This is a genomic window from Mesorhizobium sp. M0698, from assembly GCF_040320455.1.
Lineage (GTDB): Bacteria > Pseudomonadota > Alphaproteobacteria > Rhizobiales > Rhizobiaceae > Mesorhizobium.
In genome coordinates, this window is record NZ_JAMYPQ010000013.1 from 148,817 (window position 1) to 169,017 (window position 20,201).

Sequence of the window (20,201 nt, forward strand, 5' to 3'; positions counted from 1 at the left end):
CGTGAACAACTGGGAGAAGTCCGACGATCCGCCGTTAAATCGGTGTTAAATCAATCTACCGAGATGCTATTCTGTCGCTGCGGTCAAAGTGTGGAGACGATTTGTGCGCATCCGGTTGCTTGGTGGCCTGGAGGTTACTTCCCCGGAGCATCGGCCTGTCCGGTTCGCCACACGCAAGACTTCGCTTCTTTTTGCTGCTCTGGTTCTTGCAGGCCGCCGCGGCCATCGTCGCGAGCAGCTTTCCGAAGTCTTTTGGCCGGGGCGAAGCAATGGGCAGGCCCGCAATAGTCTGCGGCAAGCGCTGGTCGACATCAGGCGCACGTTCCCCGCCAGCTCGGATGCGACCGTCTACATCGATGGGGATCAGGAAACCGTTGCGCTGATTGCCGGACCGGATGAGGCGGACATCTCGATCTTCGATCGGAAATTAGAGGAGTGCCGAACCACCGATCTCGCCTTCGCCGCCGATCTCTACCGCGGTGAGCTGCTTGCTGGGCAAGCCATTCCTGACGAACTGGACGAGTGGTTTGGACCGTATCTGAGCAAGTATCAGCGCAAAGCGTTGCAATTGGTCGATCGGCTGAGCCTGGCGCTGCCCGCACCCGGCTCAGCGGAAGAGACGGCCTGCGAAGGGCTCGCGGAGAGATTGCTCGCCTCGGATTCGACGGCGGAGGCAGCCCATCGGGCGCTGATCCGCATCCACGCTCATCGGGGCCACGAAAACGCCGCTTTGCGCCAGTTCGAGCTGTGTCGGGCAGCTTTAAAAAAACATCTGAATGCGGACCCAGAGGAGCAGACAAGCTCACTTGCGGCTTCCCTGCAGTCCCGCGAACGACCTGAACGTCAGCGGCCGGAGCCAAGCTCTGGCGCCGTATCACTGGCGCAGGTTCTGGCAGTCCCGACGAGGCGCGACGATCAGCCATCAATTGCGGTGCTGCCGTTTCAGAATCTAAGCGGTGATGTGGAGCAGGAATATTTCGCCGACGGCATGGTGGAAGACATTGTCACCGCCTTGGCTCACTTTCGTCACCTGTTCGTGGTCGCACGGAATTCGAGCTTCACCTACAGGGGACGGTCCATAGACATAAAGCAGGTCGGGCGTGAGCTGGGCGTGCGCTATGTGGTCGAGGGAAGTGTTCGCCGGGCGGGCGACCGCCTGCGCATCGCCGGGCAGCTCATCGACACCTCGACGGGGGCCTATCTCTGGGCCGACCGTTTTGATGGAACGCTCGCCGAAGTTTTCAATCTGCAGGACCAGGTCGCCTCGAGCATCGTCGGCGCAATCACACCGAAAATGGAGGAGGCTGAGATCGAGCGTGCCAAACGCAAACCGACAGAAAGCCTCGATGCTTATGACTACTATCTCCGCGGGCTGGCGGCCTTTGACCGAACGATCACTAGTAGAGCGGCCATTGACGACGCCTTGCGCCTCTTCATGAAGGCGATCGACCGTGACCCGGAGTTCGCGATAGCCCATGCGCGGGCGGCGCGGTGCTACGCTACCCGAAAAAGCAACGGCTGGATGGTCGACCGTGCAGAAGAGATTGCCGAAGCTACTCGACTGGCCAGGAGAGCGGTCGAACTCGGAAGGGACGATGCAATTGCGCTTTCCTACGGTGGATACGTCCTCGGCTACGTAGGCGGCGACCTTGATGATAGTGCGGCTTGCATCGATCGCGCGCTCGCTCTCAACCCGAACTTGGCCGCTGCTTTGGGCGTCAGCAGCTGGGTGAGGGCTTGCTTGGGCGAGCCAGGCAAGGCCATCGAGCACGCCGCGCTTGCCATGCGCCTAAGCCCATTGGATCCACGCCTGTTCGCTTGGCAGTTCAACACCGGGCTCGCTCATTTTTGTGCAGGCCACTACGATGACGCCGTCGCTTGGGCGGGAAAGTCGCTGCGTCACCAGCCGAACTACGTGAGCGCGATGCGTGTAGTGGCGGCGGGTCATGCCCTTGCGGGGCGCCTAACGGAAGCGCAGCAAATGATGGCCCGGCTATGCGAGTTCGATCCCTCGCTGCGGCTTTCGAATCTCGCCGAGGTGCTGCCGCCGTTTTATCGACCGGATGATCGCAGCAGATATATCGAAGGCCTTCGTAAGGCGGGCCTGCCGGACTAACGCAGTATCAGCGCGAAGCGAGGCCGTCTTATGCAGCTTTCGGTGCTTCGCGCGTCGGCGCGACGCGCAAGCCCTGCAGCATCAGACCTTGGCGACGATCCGCATGAAGGCCGGCATGTCGTCGCCGAAGCCGACAGTCGCGTCATTGTCTTCCTGTCGCTGGCGGGCAGGGCGCTCGCGCTGCGGCCTGGTGTCGCCGCGTTCGGGCGCGCGCCTTTCGTTGCGATCCGGCGAAGCCTTCCGTTCAGGTGAAGCCTGGCGTTCGCTGTTTTCCGACCGGATCGCCTCTTTGCGGGTACGCCGCTCGTCGATGTCGGCGACGGTGGCTTCGGCCACGACTGGCTGTTCCTCGCCAACCGCTTCCGGCGCCGCTTCCTCGCTGCGCTTGACGTGGCGTTCACGCGGTTTGCGCTCGCCCCTGTCCTTGGCGTCGGCGTCGTCCTTGCGGCCGGCACGGCGTGGCGCACCGCGGCCACGGCGCGGGGCCTCATCCTCGCCGCCTTCGCTGGCAACGACCGTCGACAAATCGCCGTCATGCCACTCGATCTTCGTGCCGATCAGCCGCTCGATGGCGTCGATGTATTTGGTGTCCGACTTGGTCGCGATGGTGAAGGATTTGCCCGAGCGCCCGGCGCGGCCGGTACGGCCGATGCGGTGGACGTAATCCTCCGCGTGGATCGGCACGTCGTAATTGAAGACATGGCTGACATCGGGAATGTCGAGGCCGCGCGCCGCGACATCCGAAGCAACGAGGTAGCGCAGCTTGCCGTCACGGAAATTGGCCAGCATCTGCATGCGCGCGCGCTGGTCCATGTCGCCGTGCAGAGCGCCGGCGTCGAAATCATATTTCAGCAGCGAGCGGAACAGCTCCGATACCTCGATCTTGCGGTTGCAGAAGATGATGGCGTTCTTCAGCTCGGCATCCTCGGCTTTCATCAGATTGCGCAGCGTCTCGCGCTTGTCCCAGGGTTTCGGGCCGGATTTCACCAGCCGCTGGGTGATGTTGGTGGCGGCCGATGCTGCCTTCGACACTTCGACGCGCACCGGTGCGTGCAGGAATTTCTCGGTGAGCTTGGTGATTTCCGGCGGCATCGTCGCCGAGAAGAACAGCGTCTGCCTGGTGAACGGGATCATCTCGCAGATACGCTCGATGTCGGGGATGAAGCCCATGTCGAGCATGCGGTCGGCCTCGTCGATGACGAGGATCTCGACGCCGTTGAGCAGGAGCTTGCCGCGCTCGCGATGGTCGAGCAGGCGGCCGGGGGTCGCGATCAGCACATCGGCGCCGCGCTCGAGCTTCTTGTCCTGCTCGTCGAAGGACACGCCGCCGATCAGCAGTGCGATGTTGAGCTTGTGGTTCTTGCCGTATTTGACGAAGTTTTCCTCGACCTGCGCGGCGAGCTCGCGCGTCGGCTCGAGGATCAGCGTGCGCGGCATGCGGGCGCGGGCGCGGCCCTTTTCCAGCCGGGTGAGCATCGGCAGGACGAAGGACGCCGTCTTGCCGGTGCCGGTCTGGGCTATGCCCAGCACGTCCTTGCCGAGCAAGGCGTGAGGGATGGCGCCAGCCTGGATCGGCGTCGGCTCGGTGTAGCCGGCATCGGTAACTGCGGAAAGGACCTTCGGCGACAGACCGAGGTCTGCAAAGGTCAACGCTTCTTGAGCGATCTGGGTGTCTGAGGACAAGTTTGGCTGTCTTTGGCTGGTTCGGGGGCGCAACATATGCAGTCGCGGCAAGCGCCGCGCGCCTGCAAGATTGGTATTGCAGGTAGGCGCAAGCCCACGATTTGTCAACACAAACGGGCGGCATTGGCGCGATTGTGAAGTCGTAACCTTAATCGCGATGCTTAATTTGCGCAGTGGCCGCTGCGCCGGCTCAATACCTGAACTGTTCGGCGAGAATGCGCTCGTTCCACGAATGGTTGGGATCGAACAGCAGCGTCGCCGTTGCCGTCGGCGATTCCCTCACCGTGACCGTCGTCACCGCCTTGACCTCGGTGTGGTCGGCGGCGGCATTCACCGGCCGCTTTTCCGGCTCCAGAATGTCGAAACGCACGATCGCCTTGTTGGAGAGCAGCGCGCCCCGCCCGCGGCGCGGACGAAACGGGCTGACCGGGGTCAGCGCCAGCAGCGGAGCGTCGAGCGGCAGGATCGGCCCGTGCGCCGACAGATTATATGCGGTCGAGCCGGCCGGCGTCGCAATCATCACCCCGTCGCAATGCAATTCCTCCAGCCGCTCTTGCCCATCAACGGTGATGCGGATCTTGGCCGTCTGGTACGACTGGCGCCAAAGCGCGACCTCGTTGATCGCGAGCGCCGAAATCGTCTCGCCTTCGGCCGTCACCGCCTGCATCTCCAGCGGACGGATCGTTTCGGCGACGGCAGCCGCGATGCGCCCCGTCAAACCGCTGGCGCGGTATTCGTTCATCAGAAAACCGATGGTGCCACGGTTCATGCCGTAGACCTTCTTTCCCGTGCTCATCGTCTCGCGCAGGGTCTGCAGCAGAAAGCCGTCGCCGCCGAGCGCCACGACGATCCCGGCCTCCTCGACGGATGCCTGGCCGTAGCGTGCCGAAAGGCTTTCCAGCGCCGCATTGGCGTCGGCGGTACCAGATGAGACGAAGGCGAAACGGCTGGCGGTTTTGCTCATGGCTCTCAACGACAACCGATTGGCGACGACCGTCTGGCGACCGATTGGCGGCGACCGGTTGCTGGGCCGCGCCAGCGCCGGGTTAGCATGGGTGGGCATTTCTGCAAAGGGAGGGAGGTGCCTGGAGATGGCGACCAAACAAGCCGCACTCGCGCATCATGTCGGAGGACAAAATGATGTGATGGTTAAGACTCGCCTTAAACTCTCGTAAAGCCATATCGATCATGTTAGCCGGCAGCGGACGGGCGGCGTGGGGGCTAACCAGTCGAGGCCGATCTATTGCCGCTGGCACGCTTGATTATTGTCTTCCTGATGCTGGCAAGTTTTGCCCTGGCTTTCGCGGAACTGGTGCGCCAGTCGGAGGAAAAGAGCTTTAGACCCGAGCCCACGGCCTCACGCTGCGGCGACGCGGCGGGGACACCCTGTCCGCAAAGGGCGCTTTGACGCCACAGCGCCAGTGCTTATCGGGCTTGCAACAGATGGCAGCCGGCCTGGCGCTTTTGCGCGAGATACTCGTCGACAAGCTGGCGATAGCGGACTTTGCCGAAGCTCGGGAAATGGCCGCCGTGCACGACCGAGACATCGAGATCGCGCATGCGCAGCAGCGTTTCGACATAATCGTCGATATCGGAGTGATAGACGTCGTCGATCAGCGGGCCGTCATAGATGATGTCGCCGGAAAACAGGATGCCCGTCCTGTTTTCGTAGAGCGCAATGCCGCCGGGTGAATGGCCGGGCGTGTGGATGACCTCGAAGGCACGGTCGCCGAGATCGACGATGTCGCCTTGCTCGAGCAACCGGCCGGCTGGTGCGGGCAGGATCTGGTAGCGCTTCGTGTCCCAACCTTGCGGCATGCCGTCGAACATCTCGTCGGTGGCATAGCGGTCGGCAACCGTCCATTCGTTGCGCGGGTCGGCGAGGATTTCGGCCTCGGCCGGGTGGACGCAGCGGTCGGGAAATTCGTGATGGCAGCCGATATGATCGAAATGGGTGTGGCTGGCCACGCAGGTGAGCTTGCGCTCCGTGACCAGCTGCACGTGGCGCCGCAAACTGAAATGGCCGAGCCCGGTGTCGAACAGAAGATCGCGGTCGCGGCCGCGCACATGCCAGATATTGCAGCGGAAGAACGGCTTGATCCACGGCTCGTGGATCAGCGTCACGCCATCGCCCACGCGGATAGTTTCGTACCAGTTAGGAGCGTCGATGATTGGAAGCGTGCTCATGTTTGGTCCGCAAGCAGGATGATGTCGCCAGCATCGCACGATACCGCGACAACGTCGCCCGGCTGGACGGCCGATGCCGAGGGAACCTTGGCGATGAAGTGCAGCGCCGGGTCGGTCGTGGAGGTCCCCAGCACACGCTTGAAGCTACCCTGGAAGACGACGTCGTTGACCTTGACCATACCGAGCGCCACAGCACCGCCGGCAGCGCCGAGAACAAGATGCTCCGGCCGGACGGCCAGCGCAACGGTCGAGCCGGCCGGCAATGTGCCGGGCAAAGAGAGCGACCCAAGCTTCGTGTTGACGGTGATTTTGCCGCTCTTCGCCTCGGTCACTGTTCCGGAAATCAACGTGCTTTCGCCCATGAAAGTCGCGGAAAAGCGCGTCGCCGGCCGTGCATAGACGCGCTCGGGCGGTCCCTCGTCCTCGATGCGCCCGTCATTCATCACCACGCAATGATCGGCCAGCGCCATCGCCTCTTCCTGGTCGTGGGTGACGTGGATGAAGGCGGTGCCGACGCGTTTCTGGATCGCCTTCAATTCATCCTGCATCTGCCGGCGCAATTTCAGGTCGAGCGCGCCGAGCGGCTCGTCGAGCAGGAGCACCGCCGGCTCGACCACCAGGGCGCGCGCCAGCGCCACGCGCTGCCGCTGACCGCCGGAAAGCTGGTGCGGCTTCTTGTCGAAGGCAGTAGCCAGCCCGACCAACGCCAGCGCCTCGCGCGCCCTCGCTGCCCGGGTTGCGCCATCGACACCCCGCATGCGCAAGCCGAAGCCGACATTGCTGCCGACGCTCATATGCGGGAACAGCGCATAATCCTGGAACACGGTCGTCGTCGGCCGCTTCGCCGGTGGCACGGCGGTGCAGTCCTCGCCGCGGATCAGCACCTTGCCCTCGCTCGGCGTGACGAAGCCGCCGAGGATGGACAGAAGCGTCGTCTTGCCGGAGCCGGACGGCCCGAGCAGGATCGTGTAGCTGCCCGGCTCGATCGTCAGCGAGACGTTCTTCAGCACGGTGTGCTGGCCGAAGCGATGCGAGACGGAGCTTATATCGACCAGTGGCGCACTCATGCCGGCTTCCTCCGCAACAGCATCAGCTCGAACAATACCACCAGTACGATGGAGACGGCGAAGACCAGCGAGCCGACGGCGTTGGTCTTGGGATTGAGGCCGGAGCGGAGCAGGTTCCAGATCTCGACCGGTAGCGTCGTGTCGAAGCGCGTCAACAGGAACGAGATGACGAACTCGTCCCAGGAGAAGGTCATCGACAGGAAGAAACCGGCGAAGATCGCCGGCGCCATAACGGGTACGGTAATCAAAAGCAGCACCTTCCATTCGGGGGCGCCGAGGTCGCGCGCGGCGCGCTCGATGTTGATCTGGTGATCGCCCATCTGGCTGTAGACGATGGCAAAGCAGAGCGGCAGGTTGATCACGACATGGCCGATGCCTGCGGCAAGTAGAGACTTCGGTACGCCGGTCCAGTTGAACAGCACCAGCAGCCCCATGCCGATGATGAGATAGCTGACGGTCAAGGGCAAGGTGATCAGCCCGCGCATCAGGCCCGAGCCCGGCAAGGCGAAGCGCGCAAAACCCCAGGCGGAGAGAAAGCCAAGCGTGACGGCGACAGCCGAGGAGACGACCGCCACCAGCAGCGAATTGACCAGCGCCGAAGTCAGCCGCGTGTCGGCGAGCACGGCCTCGTACCAGCGCAGCGACGGCCCGGTGAAGGGCGGGATCGGAAACGAGGTTGCCTGCAGCGAAAACAGCACCAGAACGATGACCGGCAGAAAGATGAAGCCGTAGATTGCGATGGCGTAAAGGCCGGAGACGAGGCGGATGAAAGCGCGCATGGTCAGGCCCGCTCGATCTTCAGCCAGCGGGCGCAGGCGAGGTAGGCGACGGTGACCACCGCCATCAGGATGATCGACAGAGCCGAAGCGAGCGGAAAGTCGCCGCGCCGGCCGATCTGCATCATGACGAGTTGCGGCATCAAAAGCTCGTTGTTGCCGCCGAGGATCTGCGGCGTGATGTAGTCGCCGATGCACAGCACAAAGGTGAGGAAGGCGCCGACCATGATACCGGGGAGCGTCAGCGGCAGAACGACATGCAGGAAAGTCCGAACCGGCCCGGCGCCGAGGTCGGCGGCGGCCTTGCGGTAGCTGGGGCTGAGCTGCTTCAGATTGGCGAAGATCGTCAGCGTCAACAGCATGACGAAGAAATGCACGAAGCCGATGACGGTGGCCAGCCGCGTATTGGCGAGCTGCAGCGGTTCGCCGAACAGGCCGGAGCCGGTCAACGCGCGGTTAACGACGCCGTTCTGCGCCAGCACCAGCAGCCAGGAATAGGAGCGCACGACGTAGGAGGTCCAGAACGGCAGCACCGCCAGCATCAGCGCCAGTCGCTGCCAGTGCTCCGGCACCTGCTCGGCCAGGATCCACGCAAACGGATAGGCAAGCAGCACCGAAATCACGGTGACAATGGCGGTGACCTGCAGCGAGTTCACCATCGCCTGCCAGTAAGACGGATTGGCAAAGAACTGGCTGTAGTTGGACAGCGTGAAGCCGCCGCCTTCATGCGCCGTCAGGCTGGATACCGCCATGGCGACGAAGGGCAGCACGAAGAACAGCAACGTCCAGCCGAGCGCCGGCGTGACCAGCGCCCAGGGCAGGGCACGCCCGCTGTTGGCGGCGTTCACGACCAGCAGCCGGTCATTGCGCCTGCAGCATTTCGGTCCAGACGTCCTGCATCTTCTTGTCGAGATCGGCATTCGGCGCCGGATAGGACTGGGCGCGGGCGAGGAATTCCGGCTGCTCGTCGAAGCGCAGGATTTTCTTCTGCTCGTCGCTCAACGCCGCCTTGCTGTTGGCCGGCATGCCCCAATAGCAGGACGAGGTGGCGAGCCGCGCCTGGCCTTCGGGGCTCATAATGTACTGGATGAATTTAAGCGCCAGCTCCTTGTTCTTGGAATCCTTGAACATTGCCAGCGACTGCGACCACAGCACGGCGCCTTCTTTCGGGATAGAGAAATCGAGGGCAGGGTTTTCCTTGGCCAACCCCGCCGTCACCCATTCGCCGCCGCCGACCAGAATGTCGACCTCGCCGGTCGCCAGCGCCGTCTGGCTGGCGGTCACCTCGCCGACCAGCTTGGCGTTGGCCTTCATTTTGAGCAGCTCTTCCTTGATGGCGGGAAGGTCGGCTTCGGTCAGCTCGGCAGTCTTCTTGCCGATCGCCAGTGCGGCCATGCCGATGACCGGCAGGTAATAATCGTAGATGGCGATCTTGCCCTTGTATTTGTCGCCGGTCAGCGCCGCCATCGTCTGCATGTCGGCCGGATCGACCTTGGTCTTGTTGTATCCGATCGTGTTGTAGCCGAACTTTTCGGTGATGCCGTAACGCTTGCCGTCAACGACGGTGGAGCTATCCATCTTCACCTGAGGAAACAGGTCGGCCAGCGGCAGCTTGTCTTCCGGTAGCGGCTCGAACAGGCCTTTTTCGACGCCGCGCGGTACGTCGATGCTGTCGATCACCATCACGTCCCAATCGCCGGGCTGTGATTGATCGACGATGGCCAGGCCGGCGCCGGTGCCTTCGAACTCCTTGACATTGACCTTGACGCCGTTCGCCTCCTCGAACGGCTGCAGCAGCGCCGGATCGGCGTGATCGCACCAGATCAGTGCGTTGAGATCCTGCGCCTGAGCGAGGCTGCCCGCCGCCAGCAGCAGTGCTGCCGCGGCACAGGCGCCTTGGAGATGGCTCTTTAGAACGGAAAGCGGATTCCTGACGGTTGGATTGGGGGTCTTTGGATTGATGGACATCGAGTGTTCTCCCATGCCTTTTTGGCTTGTAGGAAAAAATTGAACCAATTCTAAAATTGAGTCAATTCTGTTTTTGTGGCAAACAGCCGCTATGAGCGGATTGCGGGCAAGGCAGAAGGCGGATCGGCACCGCCGCATCATCGAAGCAGCGGCGGCGCTTTTCCGCGATGCCGGTTATGAAGGCGCCAAGATCGAGACCATCGCCGCGCAGGCCGAAGTCTCGGTCGGCACCATCTACAATTACTACCAGAACAAGGGCGACATCCTCGGCGCCATCGTCTCGATGGAGGTCAACGAGGTGCTGAATGCCGGGCGCGGCGTCGTCGCCAACCCGCCGGCCAATGTCGGCGACGCTCTCGATACGCTGCTCGGCATCTATATCGAGCACTCGCTGCATTATCTCAGCAAGGAGATGTGGCGGCAGGCCATGGCGATCTCGACGCAACTGCCCGACAGCCCGTTCGGCCAGGCCTATACCGGGCTGGACCGCGCCCTGACAGAGCAGATCCGCGCGCTGATCGTCCGCCTGCAGGCGCTCGGCCTGGTGCGCCGCGACATCGACGGGCCGGCGCTCGGCGAACTCATCTTCAACAACATGAACATGATGTTCATCGAATTCGTGAAGCGCGAGGAGGCGAGGATTGCCGAACTGCGCACGGCGATACGCAGGCAGAACAGGATATTGGTGGCGGCGATCGGAGTGTGAGGGGTGAAAAGCGAGCCCTGCGGCGAGTGTCGGCCTCGGACCGACGACCGGACGCTAAAGCCGTGGTCCGGCCGTACGGGAGCGGCTAAAATCAATGACGCTAGGCCTCAGTCAACATCAATCTCGATCGCACGCAGGCTTGCATGTCATAGACATTTCCTAAGCAGTACGCCTACCGTTCCCGATTGATCCGATTCTATTGTTAAAAATAGCGATCATCCTTGCGGACTGTCGTACATGATACCTGGAGGCATCGCGGACAAACTTGGAAATCGCTATGAAGCGAAATGGCTTGTTCGTTCCCTGATGGACGTGCTCAGCGGGAAGGCTGAATGGCTTCAATTCGAAAATATCGATACCGAATTCCACGGCTTCGAATTCGGCATAAGGAGGGATGGTCTCACTGAGTGGCATCAGACTAAGATATCGTCTCCTGGGGGAAATTGGGCGATCGGCGCCCTTGGCCGTGAAGGTATTTTGAGCGCGTTTGCGAACCGCTTATCTAAAGATGCCACGGCTCATTGTCACTTTGTTTCGCAAGATAACGCTGGCACTTTCCATAAGCTGACGGAAAAGGCTCGCTTAGCAAATGGCACGCGCCAATTCCTCGACGCCCTGTCGCAAGACCAAAACGACGCCTTTCAACAGCTCTTGGCAAAGTGGGCGACGACGCCTGACACGGCGTATGAGTGGCTCCAGAGGAGCCATGTAGTAACAATTTCAGAAACAACCTTGGAGTGGACGATCCAGTCGTTCGGCGATCTTTATTTTTTGAATGGCGGAGCGAGTGCTTTTGCAAACCTGCGAGATACTGCCGAGAAAAATTTCAACAAGCTGCTGACAGGCGCATCACTGCGATCATTAATAAGGGAAAACGGTGTTCTGACGATCAAGGATTGGGCGCTTGATCCAACAATCGGAGAAAGGCTCAAAGAAGAAACGGAGGCATATCTTGGCACCTATGTGCCTTTTGGCGCTGGTGGGGAAGTGATTCAACGAAGCGAGAGTCACCTGTTGATCCAGGAAATTCTCGATCCCAGCGGTGCAGAGCTAATATTGCTGACAGGCGTGGCGGGCTCCGGAAAATCCGGAATCGTCCGTTCCGCAATATCCGACTTGGTATCATTCGGGATTCCGCACCTAGCATTTCGGGTCGATCAATGCCTGCATTGTAGCACCAGGGAAGAACTCGGAAGGCACCTATTCGGCCGGGAAGAAGGTCCAGCGAGCACCTTGAAGGGTGCGTTTCCATCTACTCGATCTGTCCTGATTATAGATCAAGTTGACGCTATCAGCGAAGTCTCTGGTCGAGATGGAAAGGTCAAAGAGGTCATATTCCGGCTGATTGCCGATGCTCACAATTTTCAGAGTATCAAGGTCGTGGTGATTTGCAGGACCTTTGACCTCGAAAGTGATCCACGGCTGAAGCAGTTGAAGGAACTGCGGCGAGCCAAGCAAATTGACGTCCCGCTCTTCAGTTGGGGCACTGATGTCGAGCCGATTTTAGTCTCAAAGAATGTCCCTGTTGATCGATTGAGCGGACCTCAGCGTCGCCTCCTGGAGCTTCCCATCAATCTCGCGGTTTTCTTGGAAATCGATGAGAAACATCTCGTTTTCCAATCTCGATCGGCTCTGCATGAAAAGTTAATTGAAAAGAAACAGCGGGTCATCTCCAAAACGCTTAAACCCGCATGGACGGTCGTACAGGCTCTTGGAGCGATGTGCGAATGGATGAGCAAGCGCCAGCAACTTGACGCACCAATCTCGGTCCTCGACCCCTTCCCAAGGGCCATAGATGTCCTGACCTCCGAGGGGCTTATCGTACTGTCGCGTGGCCGAGTGAATTTCTTTCACGAGAGTTTTTTCGATCATATCTTTGCACGATCTTTTGTCTTTCGCGAACAGCGCTTGGTCGACATGCTTCGCGAGACTGAACAGCATCTATTCCGCCGGACTCAAGTCCGGCAAATTCTCGAGGCGCTCCGGCAGAATGATTTCTCGCGTTATGCGGATGAATTGTCATCGCTGCTGTTCGGTGAAAAGATCCGTTTTCACATCAAATTCGCCATTTGCCAGTGGCTAACGACCATCGAAACTCCGACCGACCGTGAGTTTGAAATCGTTCAAGATCTCGACACCTTACCGGATAAATACAACCAGCTGTTTCGCCGCGCGGTTCTATCGAGCCACGTTTGGTTTGATTTCCTCAGCGCCAAGCAATGGATTTATACAGAACTGGAATGCCGATCGGAAAAGCGCACGGATACTCTTCTTTGGTGGTTGTCCAGCATAGCAGGCGAGAGGCCGCGGGAAATTAGTGAACTGCTTCGCAGGTGGTGGGCCGGCGACGCTGCAAAAGCGGAGCAATTGGTAAGCTGGTTCGGATTTGTCCATCGGAAGCAATCCGACGATGATCTCCTTCAGCTTTGTTGCGATGTTGTCGCATCACACCCACTGGAGCTTTTCAAAGACCGCGGGCGTGATCGTATCACGATGCTGCTTCACGTTTGGGGAGAAAAATCACCTGAGAAATGCGGGCAGCTAATTGAGGCCATTTTCGATGCCTGGTATGCCCAACATCCTGGTCAAAATCCATTTGATCGCGATCAGGAGAAGGTCATCGAAGGGTATTCACTGGAGGAGTTACTGAAGAAAGCTCCGAAAGCCCTTGCAATAGGTTTCACTGGCGCTTTGGCACGCGCTGTTGATTTGGTGATAGCTGAAGGGCGAGCCGGCTCAAGCTGGTATTCATTTAACTATAGAAGCTATTCAGGCAATCGCTTTGGCTTTGACCATTTTCTGGGGGTCTACGTCGCGGCCTTAAAGAAAGTGGCGGAGAAGGATCCATCCGACGCGGCCGAATTCCTAGCTCGGTTAGATCCGGACAAGCATGAGTGCTTCATGCATATCCACTTGGAAACCATCCAAGCAAATCCGACCGCTCTGGCCGAGCGACTGCCCAACCTCGTGGCCAACAAGCTTGCCTTTGAATCAGGCTGGCAGGGGGCCGACTGGATGTCGCTGGCTACAGCCTGCCGTGAAATTTTTCCTCACCTTGTCGCTGATCAAAGGTGTCTAATTGAAAATCGTATCTCCCAGCAAAATGAAGAAATCGAATACGCGTCGCGGTTACTGCGTCGCATCAAAGAGGCAGGAGAGACCGGCCCGTTTTGGACAAGAGGGAGCGCACTTCGTGCATTGAACCGCTCTGGCCACAAACGGTGGTGCATTCTGGAAACAATTGGAGAGGACCGCCTAAGCCAGACAAGCAGGCTACAGCTCTCGCAACTCAGGAGGAAATTTCGCGGTTGGCAGGTCGATGAACCATCGCAAGTCGAAGCACATTTTGTTGGCTCTCCGATCAAACGACACAGTTGCGAACGCATGTCCGACCGTCACTGGCTTTCTGCCATTGAGCGTTATGACAATGATGAAGACATGCGGCGCGGTCGGGGATTCGTCGATGGAGGAGCGAGGCAGTTGGCAGGCGAACTCCAGGAAGCAGCCAAGAAAAACCCCCAGCGATTTTCAGCGCTCCTGCTGCAAATTCCTGAAGCCGCCCATAAGAGCTACGCCGGACACATATTGTCAGGTTTGGCCGACGCGGAGAACGCGTTGGACGAATGGTTGATCACCGCTATTCGTCATGCACATCAGCTCGACGGAAGGCCATACGGCAATGAAATCGCCCGTCTCCTCATCAATCATCCGCACTTAGCTGCAACGTCGGATATCGCAGATGCCTTGATCTGGTATGCCATGTATGGCGAAGCCAGCGAGAGTGAAGATGCCGACACAACTAGCGTCGCGCGTGAAACGCTGACCATCGACCATTTGATTCAACGGGGCGGCGGTCTTCATATCCGAGGCATCAACGGCGTGCGCGGTTGGACTTGGGAGGCGTTGGGAGCCGTTCTCTGGCACGTGCCGAAACTTGAGTCTGCAGTTTGGCATGCTTTGGACATCGCCGTTGAGCAAGAAATGCTCATTGGCGTACGCTGCTGCATGATGAAACCGCTGACGCCTTTGTTCAATGCAGACAAAAATCGATTTGAATCGACACTAAGAAAGCTCGTGGGAATAGCTTCTGGTTCACCTATTGAGACCCATATAAATCGCCTTGCGCCCCTTGTTACCCATACGGGTGTCAGCCTGTTCCCCTATGTACTGAGTTGGTTACCTGAGTTGGGCAGAGAGCTCATTTCGCACCTTCTGGGAAGCGGGGATCGGACCAAAGAACTCATAGCGGCCTGGTTCGTTTTTGGTGAAAGCTTCCGGCATCCAGAATTCTCGCAAGATGCGGACGACCTGAGTGCGAAGAGCGTTGACCATAGAAGGTTGATGGCAGACGTCGCTGGAGACGTGCTGACATGGGCGGAACATGCTAATCGAGCCGATATTTTGTTGAGGCGTTTCTTTTCTGATGAAGACAAAGAAGTCCGCAGCCAAGCGGCTGACGCGTTCCGGCGCATTAACCCTGATGAAGTCGCGCGATACCGTGATCTAACCCGCGAGTTTTTACGATCTCCGGCATACGCGGACAGCGGTTTTGCGGTGCTTCACATGCTCGAAGGCGCGACCTGTGATGTCCTCGACCTAGTTGTGGAAGCAGCAGGGCAAACAATAATAGATCTCTCGAAAAATGGTAATCAAAATGGAAGACGGGGCACCGACGTTCATCGTCTGCAGGATATGTTGAAACGAGAGTATGTCTCGTCAGAGAAAAGTCCGGAGGCAAGGACGAAGATCCTTGATATGATCGACCTGATGCTGTCCCGTGAAATCCACGGCGCTGAGAGCATCGTTTCCGCTCACGATCGATGGTAAAGCAATGTTGCCGTAGCTTCATTCCGATACGTCCAGAACAAGGGCGACAACCTTGGCGCCATCGTCTCGATGGAGGTCAACGAGGTGCTCAATGCCGGGCGCGGCGTCGTCGCCAACCCGCCGGCCAATGTCGGCGACGCTCTCGATACGCTGCTCGGCATCTATATCGAGCACTCGCTGCATTATCTCAGCAAGGAGATGTGGCGGCAGGCCATGGCGATCTCGACGCAACTGCCCGACAGCCCGTTCGGCCAGGCCTATACCGGGCTGGACCGCGCCCTGACAGAGCAGATCCGCGCGCTGATCGTCCGCCTGCAGGCGCTCGGCCTGGTGCGCCGCGACATCGACGGGCCGGCGCTCGGCGAACTCATCTTCAACAACATGAACATGATGTTCATCGAATTCGTGAAGCGCGAGGAGGCGAGGATTGCCGAACTGCGCACGGCGATACGCAGGCAGAACAGGATATTGGTGGCGGCGATCGGAGTGTAAGAAGATCAAGGGCGAGTTGGGCCTGCAACACAAATCGCCGCAGCCGGAGCATCGCCTACCGGTTGATCAGCCATAGAATGGCCGAGAGCACGATGCTGACCAGTATCCCCGTGGTGATAGGGACATAAAGCCTGAAGTTCTCACGCTCGATCACGATATCGCCGGGCAGCCTGCCAAGGCCGGTCCGGGCCAACCAAGGCCACAGCAGGCCTATGGCGACTATGCTGAGACCAACGACGATCAGAGTTCGCGACATGGCAGCATCCTGCCGGAAATAGTATCATGCCGGAAATCTAGTGTTGACGGGTCTGCAAGCAGCGCTTCCTCTCGATGTTGCCTCTTGAGTTGAGGTTGAAATCTGTTACAACCTACAAGGGCATCAAGGGAGGGTTGGATGCAGATTTCCATCTGGCATTGGGCTATAGTGCTGCTGCTGATCGGCGTGCCTGTTTTCTTTGCCGTTCGGTCAGCCGCAAAGCCATTGCAGGATCCTTCGGCTCTCGTAGGTTTCGGAGGCTGGCTTATGCTGCTGGCGATCCTTCAGGCTTTCTCCCCGCTACGCACGCTCGTCTCATTGGGCTCATCGAGTGAAGGCTACCGACAGCTCATGACGCTCCCGAATGGCACTTTGGCGGTCTACGGAGAGATTGCCCTCTTGCTGGCGTTTGTGGTGTTCCAGGTGGTTGTGCTCTTTGCGATGCTGCTGCGGAGTTACCGCTTCAAGCAGCTATTCCTGTATCAGTGGTTTGCAATACCAATCGTGTTTATTCTGGACGCGGTATGGATCTCAGCGGTTATGAGCGCTCCTGTGAGCTTGGTGCTTGCAGGGGATGCGCTGGTAATGCCCGCAGTTTCTTTTGTCCTGACCGGCATCTGGGTCGCCTACGTCTACAAGTCGGTCAGGGTGAGAAACACGTTCGACCGGGTCGCCATATCCGGTCATGTCGCGAGTGCTTCATAGAGCTTGCCGCGAGTCCTATGTATGGCTGCCGACAAAAATGCCGGGCGCCCAATATGGACCCGGATCATCCGGCTACTAGGCCTGCTCTAGCGAGGATTTCAGGAGCCGGCGTGACATGCCCGTGCGGCTTGCAGTAGTCCGGGTCGATCGCGCGATAGCCGAGCAGATGGCCGAGTGGCGCCAGGATCGCCAGCGCCACTCGCTGAATCGAAGGTGGCGGGTGCGTGAAGACGATCACGTCGGCAAATTCCCTGGCGATGACTGCTGCCTGAAGCGGCGAAGGTCTACCTTTTCTGTCTACCTTGCCGGCATTGGCCAGGCCGAAGAGCATGCCGATCAGCAGCTCGAAACGGTTCGGGTCGACATTGTCCGCACCTGGCGCCCGGTCGACTTCGACCAGGACATGCGCTTCTTCGGTTTTGCTGCTGTTCCACCAATCATGTGCGACGCCTGCTTCGACCGTGGCGGATTGGCCAGGCCCCAGGGACAAAGTCTTCCCGGCGATGCAAGCGTCGAGACGGCCACGGAGGACGGTAAACCGTTCCGTCAGATTCGGGTGGAAGTGCTCGCCCACCACTGCGGCTCCCGGCCGGGCGGTCAGATGAGCGATGCCAGGTCCCTGGCCGCGGTCTTCTGTGCCACGCAGGATGACGGCATATTCGCCGGTCACCTTGTTCTCGTAGACATCTCCACAGTGTGACATGGATCGGCTCCGGAGTTTCAGAGCACCAATGCCCGGCAACTCTATCGTCAAAGGCTTGGTCGTTCAACGACGCTCCAACGGGCGATTGCGGAAACACCAGTTGCCGGCTCTTCGTCAACGCGGGCGATCAGCGCTCTACCGAACATGCTTAGGCGGCCGCGCTCGCGGAAACGGCACGACCGTCAGTGGCGCCTTGCGGAATTCCGCGATGGCTATTTCTTCAATCAGCGCGTCGAGGGCCTCGTTGACGCGTCGGCTCGTTTCATCCGCGCCGCAGAGGCGGTTTTGTGCGCACTCCAAAAGCTCGCGCGCCGCGGCGAAATCACTTCGCATGACAACACCCTTTGGTTTTTGGCCCGCCGCACCGACATTGTCGGCGCGCTTAATTGAGCGAGTGCTAATATACACAGGAGCAATTTAATCGAATGGTACGAGATGGCCGAGGCCGGGAGAGAGGGCCGAAATGACGGCTCTGCAACGGCGAAGTCACGCCCGGGCTCAGCGTCTCTAGATATGAGATGCTAACTCGTTGTCTGGCGACAGATTTTGCCAGCAATTTCACGGAAGTTTCTGGTGACCCGACGAGGACGGTCCCGACACGTACGCCCCTAATACGATCTTGGGCGGCTTATATATTCTCTGGCGGCGGCAATCTGGCGCCGGTGCTCGCGGAGGAAGGCTGCGCCGAAACAAATGGCGAAGGCCAGTACTGAAAGGCTTGTCGTTGCTCTTGATGTTGGATCGGGATCGGGACTTAGCAGGAAACGGAAACCGAACGCGAAGGCGAAGACGATAAATCCGCCAAATATGCCGTTGATGAAGGGGGCGGTCGTGCGTTTCTGCTCCAACGAAGACTCCTAGGTTTTCCGCTAGGGAACTATGGTTTCCGCTAGGGAATATATGCGTTGAAGCTGATGTGCTACCGATCCTGACGGCCCCGGCCTGTGGATATCGGGGATGAGCAGATATCAAGCGCCCCGGAGGTCTCAAGAAGCCCGTACTGGTGCCCCCGGACGGAATCGAACCGCCGACCTTCGGTTTACAAAACCGCTGCTCTACCAGCTGAGCTACAAGGGCACGGCGCTCCGGTTACCATATCTGCTGCGCCAGTAAAGACAAAACTCCGTTTTCCGCTGCCGCGAACGCGGCGGTTCTGCCGCCAAGGCGTCCTGAAAACGGCCAATTCGCTTCCTATATTGATCGAAGGTGCAATTGCATCAGCGAGGCAGTCGCATGATCAGGTTTGTCATCATTCTCCCGCTCGTCGTCGTGGCCTGGGTTCTCCTGGTGAAGCTCATCAAGGACCTGAAGCACGCCAATATCGACTGGACCGGCGTCACCACCATCATCGGCTTCATCGCGCTCGCCTTCTGGCTTCGCCATATCACCGGCATGGGCTGAGGCCTGCCGGTTGTTCCGGTGAACTGTCGACGGCGCGACCGTTCGTGGTCGCGCATCAGACCGCGCGATTTCTCCCGCCGAGAAAAATCCAAAAAGACCTTCGAACCTTTTTCCTTGTCGCGACGACTGACGGTCAAGAGGCAGTTGGATCGCCTCCCACAACAAGGAGATCGTCATGTTCAAGCGCACCATCGTTTCCGGCCTCGTCGCCACCACCGTCGCCACCGCCATGCTGGTTGGTACGGTTCAGCCTTCGGCCGCCCATCACAAGCACAAGCACCTCGGCATCGGCATTGCTGCAGGTGTCGGCGGCTTCCTGCTCGGCAGCGCGCTCGCCCAGCCGCGCACCGTCTATATCGAGGAAGACGGCGGCTCGTGGCACGTCCGGCGCTGCCTCAATCGCTACCAGAGCTACGACCCGTACTCGGACACCTATGTCGGCTACGACGGCTATCGCCATCGCTGCCGGCTTTGAGGGCCACTATGCCAGCTTGGGAGGAGGTGACCGTTTCAGGCAACCGGAAGAAGGGGCACCCCACTGCCCCTTTTTCTGCGTGTCTGAGTGGCAGGGCAGAGGGGTTGTTCCTCCGACCTCTTAGGACCTGGGTTCCTCGCCCGCCGCGAAGCGGGGGAGAGGTGGCCGCCCACGGGTCTTGCCTTCGGCAAGCCCGAGGACAGGCTCCGCGGCCGGAGAGGGGGCCTTCGTAGGGCGCGGTTCCCTCTCCGTCGCGGCTTCGCCGCGCCACCTCTCCCCACTTCCGTGGGGCGAGGAACCCAAGCTGGAATAAAGCCGCGCTCCGTCAGCCTCTCTGTCCTGTCGAACATCGCCCACTTAAGGCGAGATCGGATGCCGCTTCAGCATTCGCCAACACTCTTGCCGATGTACAGGGATTTCCCGACAGCCTAATCTACTGCCGAGCCGAAACAGGGGAGAGGGCGCTTGGGCGAGCAAGATCCGAACGAAGAGCCGATCGAGACAATTTTCCGCAACGGCACAATCACCACCGTCGGCATCCTGCTGGCGTTCTCGCTGGGCTTCATCACGCATTGGGCCGCCAACCCGATACCATGGGAAATCTATCACCTGGCCGCCGTCGTGCCGATTTTGATCGGCATTGCCCTGCAGATACGAGCGCTGCGGTTGCTGCTCGACATAACGTCTCTACAACGGCGCGTTTATGAACGCGCCAATCGTATCTTCATTGCCGGCCTCATCTTCACCGCCTGCGGAGTTGGGCTGGCGATGCTGCTTGATTTCTACGACCTATCGACCAAGAGCGCGGTGCCCGGGGGCTAGCTCTGGCCATCCTGGCA

At 59.5% G+C, this 20,201-nt stretch carries 19 protein-coding genes and 1 tRNA gene; 8 read left to right on the forward strand and 12 right to left on the reverse strand.

Annotated features, from left to right (window positions below; all coding sequences use genetic code 11):
• Positions 1-103: 103 nt before the first annotated feature.
• Complete coding sequence (locus tag NKI16_RS23655; RefSeq protein WP_352623248.1) at positions 104-2,116, forward strand: BTAD domain-containing putative transcriptional regulator; 2,013 nt, start codon at positions 104-106, stop codon at positions 2,114-2,116.
• An 81-nt stretch (positions 2,117-2,197) separates the two neighbouring features.
• Here NKI16_RS23655 and NKI16_RS23660 read toward each other — a convergent pair whose 3' ends face one another.
• The 7 genes from NKI16_RS23660 to NKI16_RS23690 all read right to left on the reverse strand — a co-directional run bounded on the left by NKI16_RS23660 (position 2,198) and on the right by NKI16_RS23690 (position 9,797).
• On the reverse strand, positions 2,198-3,799 hold the full coding sequence (locus tag NKI16_RS23660) for a DEAD/DEAH box helicase (RefSeq protein ID WP_352623247.1): 1,602 nt from the start codon (positions 3,797-3,799) through the stop codon (positions 2,198-2,200).
• A gap of 190 nt (positions 3,800-3,989) precedes the next feature.
• Entirely contained in the window at positions 3,990-4,763 is a 774-nt protein-coding gene (locus NKI16_RS23665) for an NAD kinase (protein ID WP_352705043.1), read from the reverse strand.
• A gap of 461 nt (positions 4,764-5,224) precedes the next feature.
• Positions 5,225-5,986, reverse strand: a complete 762-nt coding sequence (locus NKI16_RS23670; RefSeq protein ID WP_352623246.1) for an MBL fold metallo-hydrolase — start codon at positions 5,984-5,986, stop codon at positions 5,225-5,227.
• Positions 5,983-7,053, reverse strand: coding sequence for an ABC transporter ATP-binding protein (locus tag NKI16_RS23675; protein WP_352623245.1), 1,071 nt, complete (start codon positions 7,051-7,053; stop codon positions 5,983-5,985). Before NKI16_RS23675 ends, NKI16_RS23670 begins: the two co-directional genes overlap by 4 nt.
• Entirely contained in the window at positions 7,050-7,832 is a 783-nt protein-coding gene (locus NKI16_RS23680) for an ABC transporter permease (protein ID WP_352623244.1), read from the reverse strand. Before NKI16_RS23680 ends, NKI16_RS23675 begins: the two co-directional genes overlap by 4 nt.
• Before the next feature lie 2 nt (positions 7,833-7,834).
• The gene (locus tag NKI16_RS23685) at positions 7,835-8,677 is read right to left on the reverse strand and encodes an ABC transporter permease (RefSeq protein ID WP_502894444.1); all 843 of its coding nucleotides are present in this window, start codon (positions 8,675-8,677) and stop codon (positions 7,835-7,837) included.
• 13 nt (positions 8,678-8,690) lie between these two features.
• Complete coding sequence (locus tag NKI16_RS23690) at positions 8,691-9,797, reverse strand: polyamine ABC transporter substrate-binding protein (protein WP_352623243.1); 1,107 nt, start codon at positions 9,795-9,797, stop codon at positions 8,691-8,693.
• A 91-nt stretch (positions 9,798-9,888) separates the two neighbouring features.
• On the opposite strand from NKI16_RS23690, the gene NKI16_RS23695 reads away from it, so the two are divergent.
• The 3 genes from NKI16_RS23695 (at position 9,889) to NKI16_RS23705 (ending at position 15,822) form a co-directional block, all read left to right on the forward strand.
• Positions 9,889-10,503 (forward strand): TetR/AcrR family transcriptional regulator, encoded by a 615-nt coding sequence (locus NKI16_RS23695; protein WP_352472778.1) that lies wholly within the window; start codon positions 9,889-9,891, stop codon positions 10,501-10,503.
• A 237-nt stretch (positions 10,504-10,740) separates the two neighbouring features.
• On the forward strand, positions 10,741-15,330 hold the full coding sequence (locus tag NKI16_RS23700; protein WP_352923741.1) for an AAA family ATPase: 4,590 nt from the start codon (positions 10,741-10,743) through the stop codon (positions 15,328-15,330).
• A 69-nt stretch (positions 15,331-15,399) separates the two neighbouring features.
• Positions 15,400-15,822, forward strand: a complete 423-nt coding sequence (locus NKI16_RS23705; protein ID WP_352623241.1) for a TetR/AcrR family transcriptional regulator — start codon at positions 15,400-15,402, stop codon at positions 15,820-15,822.
• Between the two features lie 55 nt (positions 15,823-15,877).
• Here NKI16_RS23705 and NKI16_RS23710 read toward each other — a convergent pair whose 3' ends face one another.
• On the reverse strand, positions 15,878-16,078 hold the full coding sequence (locus NKI16_RS23710; RefSeq protein WP_023679908.1) for a DUF2905 domain-containing protein: 201 nt from the start codon (positions 16,076-16,078) through the stop codon (positions 15,878-15,880).
• Between the two features lie 138 nt (positions 16,079-16,216).
• On the opposite strand from NKI16_RS23710, the gene NKI16_RS23715 reads away from it, so the two are divergent.
• Positions 16,217-16,783, forward strand: a complete 567-nt coding sequence (locus NKI16_RS23715; RefSeq protein ID WP_352623240.1) for a DUF2569 family protein — start codon at positions 16,217-16,219, stop codon at positions 16,781-16,783.
• 64 nt (positions 16,784-16,847) lie between these two features.
• Here NKI16_RS23715 and NKI16_RS23720 read toward each other — a convergent pair whose 3' ends face one another.
• From NKI16_RS23720 to NKI16_RS23735, 4 genes are all read right to left on the reverse strand, one after another.
• Positions 16,848-17,486: a cupin domain-containing protein gene (locus NKI16_RS23720; protein ID WP_352623239.1), complete on the reverse strand. Its 639-nt coding sequence runs from the start codon at positions 17,484-17,486 to the stop codon at positions 16,848-16,850.
• 135 nt (positions 17,487-17,621) lie between these two features.
• Positions 17,622-17,819 (reverse strand): hypothetical protein, encoded by a 198-nt coding sequence (locus NKI16_RS23725; protein ID WP_084641813.1) that lies wholly within the window; start codon positions 17,817-17,819, stop codon positions 17,622-17,624.
• 275 nt (positions 17,820-18,094) lie between these two features.
• Positions 18,095-18,334 carry a hypothetical protein gene (locus NKI16_RS23730; protein ID WP_156937488.1) on the reverse strand — a complete coding sequence of 80 codons (240 nt, stop codon included), beginning with the start codon at positions 18,332-18,334 and terminating at the stop codon, positions 18,095-18,097.
• 153 nt (positions 18,335-18,487) lie between these two features.
• Positions 18,488-18,563, reverse strand: a tRNA-Thr gene (locus NKI16_RS23735).
• 156 nt (positions 18,564-18,719) lie between these two features.
• On the opposite strand from NKI16_RS23735, the gene NKI16_RS23740 reads away from it, so the two are divergent.
• The 3 genes from NKI16_RS23740 to NKI16_RS23750 all read left to right on the forward strand — a co-directional run bounded on the left by NKI16_RS23740 (position 18,720) and on the right by NKI16_RS23750 (position 20,184).
• On the forward strand, positions 18,720-18,887 hold the full coding sequence (locus tag NKI16_RS23740; RefSeq protein ID WP_352451069.1) for a hypothetical protein: 168 nt from the start codon (positions 18,720-18,722) through the stop codon (positions 18,885-18,887).
• A gap of 175 nt (positions 18,888-19,062) precedes the next feature.
• Entirely contained in the window at positions 19,063-19,362 is a 300-nt protein-coding gene (locus NKI16_RS23745) for a BA14K family protein (RefSeq protein WP_352623238.1), read from the forward strand.
• A 465-nt stretch (positions 19,363-19,827) separates the two neighbouring features.
• A complete protein-coding gene (locus NKI16_RS23750; protein ID WP_023680424.1) occupies positions 19,828-20,184 on the forward strand; it encodes a hypothetical protein in 357 nt (118 codons plus the stop codon).
• The last annotated feature ends 17 nt before the right edge of the window (positions 20,185-20,201 follow it).

Coding starts and splice junctions, on each gene's coding strand:
- NKI16_RS23745 (WP_352623238.1), top strand. CDS start 19,063: ATGTTCAAGCGCACCATCGTTTCCGGCCTCGTCGCCACCACCGTCGCC.
- NKI16_RS23705 (WP_352623241.1), top strand. CDS start 15,400: ATGGAGGTCAACGAGGTGCTCAATGCCGGGCGCGGCGTCGTCGCCAAC.
- NKI16_RS23740 (WP_352451069.1), top strand. CDS start 18,720: ATGATCAGGTTTGTCATCATTCTCCCGCTCGTCGTCGTGGCCTGGGTT.
- NKI16_RS23715 (WP_352623240.1), top strand. CDS start 16,217: ATGCAGATTTCCATCTGGCATTGGGCTATAGTGCTGCTGCTGATCGGC.
- NKI16_RS23720 (WP_352623239.1), bottom strand. CDS start 17,486: ATGTCACACTGTGGAGATGTCTACGAGAACAAGGTGACCGGCGAATAT.
- NKI16_RS23725 (WP_084641813.1), bottom strand. CDS start 17,819: ATGCGAAGTGATTTCGCCGCGGCGCGCGAGCTTTTGGAGTGCGCACAA.
- NKI16_RS23695 (WP_352472778.1), top strand. CDS start 9,889: ATGAGCGGATTGCGGGCAAGGCAGAAGGCGGATCGGCACCGCCGCATC.
- NKI16_RS23690 (WP_352623243.1), bottom strand. CDS start 9,797: ATGTCCATCAATCCAAAGACCCCCAATCCAACCGTCAGGAATCCGCTT.
- NKI16_RS23665 (WP_352705043.1), bottom strand. CDS start 4,763: ATGAGCAAAACCGCCAGCCGTTTCGCCTTCGTCTCATCTGGTACCGCC.
- NKI16_RS23700 (WP_352923741.1), top strand. CDS start 10,741: ATGATACCTGGAGGCATCGCGGACAAACTTGGAAATCGCTATGAAGCG.
- NKI16_RS23680 (WP_352623244.1), bottom strand. CDS start 7,832: ATGCGCGCTTTCATCCGCCTCGTCTCCGGCCTTTACGCCATCGCAATC.
- NKI16_RS23670 (WP_352623246.1), bottom strand. CDS start 5,986: ATGAGCACGCTTCCAATCATCGACGCTCCTAACTGGTACGAAACTATC.
- NKI16_RS23675 (WP_352623245.1), bottom strand. CDS start 7,053: ATGAGTGCGCCACTGGTCGATATAAGCTCCGTCTCGCATCGCTTCGGC.
- NKI16_RS23710 (WP_023679908.1), bottom strand. CDS start 16,078: ATGTCGCGAACTCTGATCGTCGTTGGTCTCAGCATAGTCGCCATAGGC.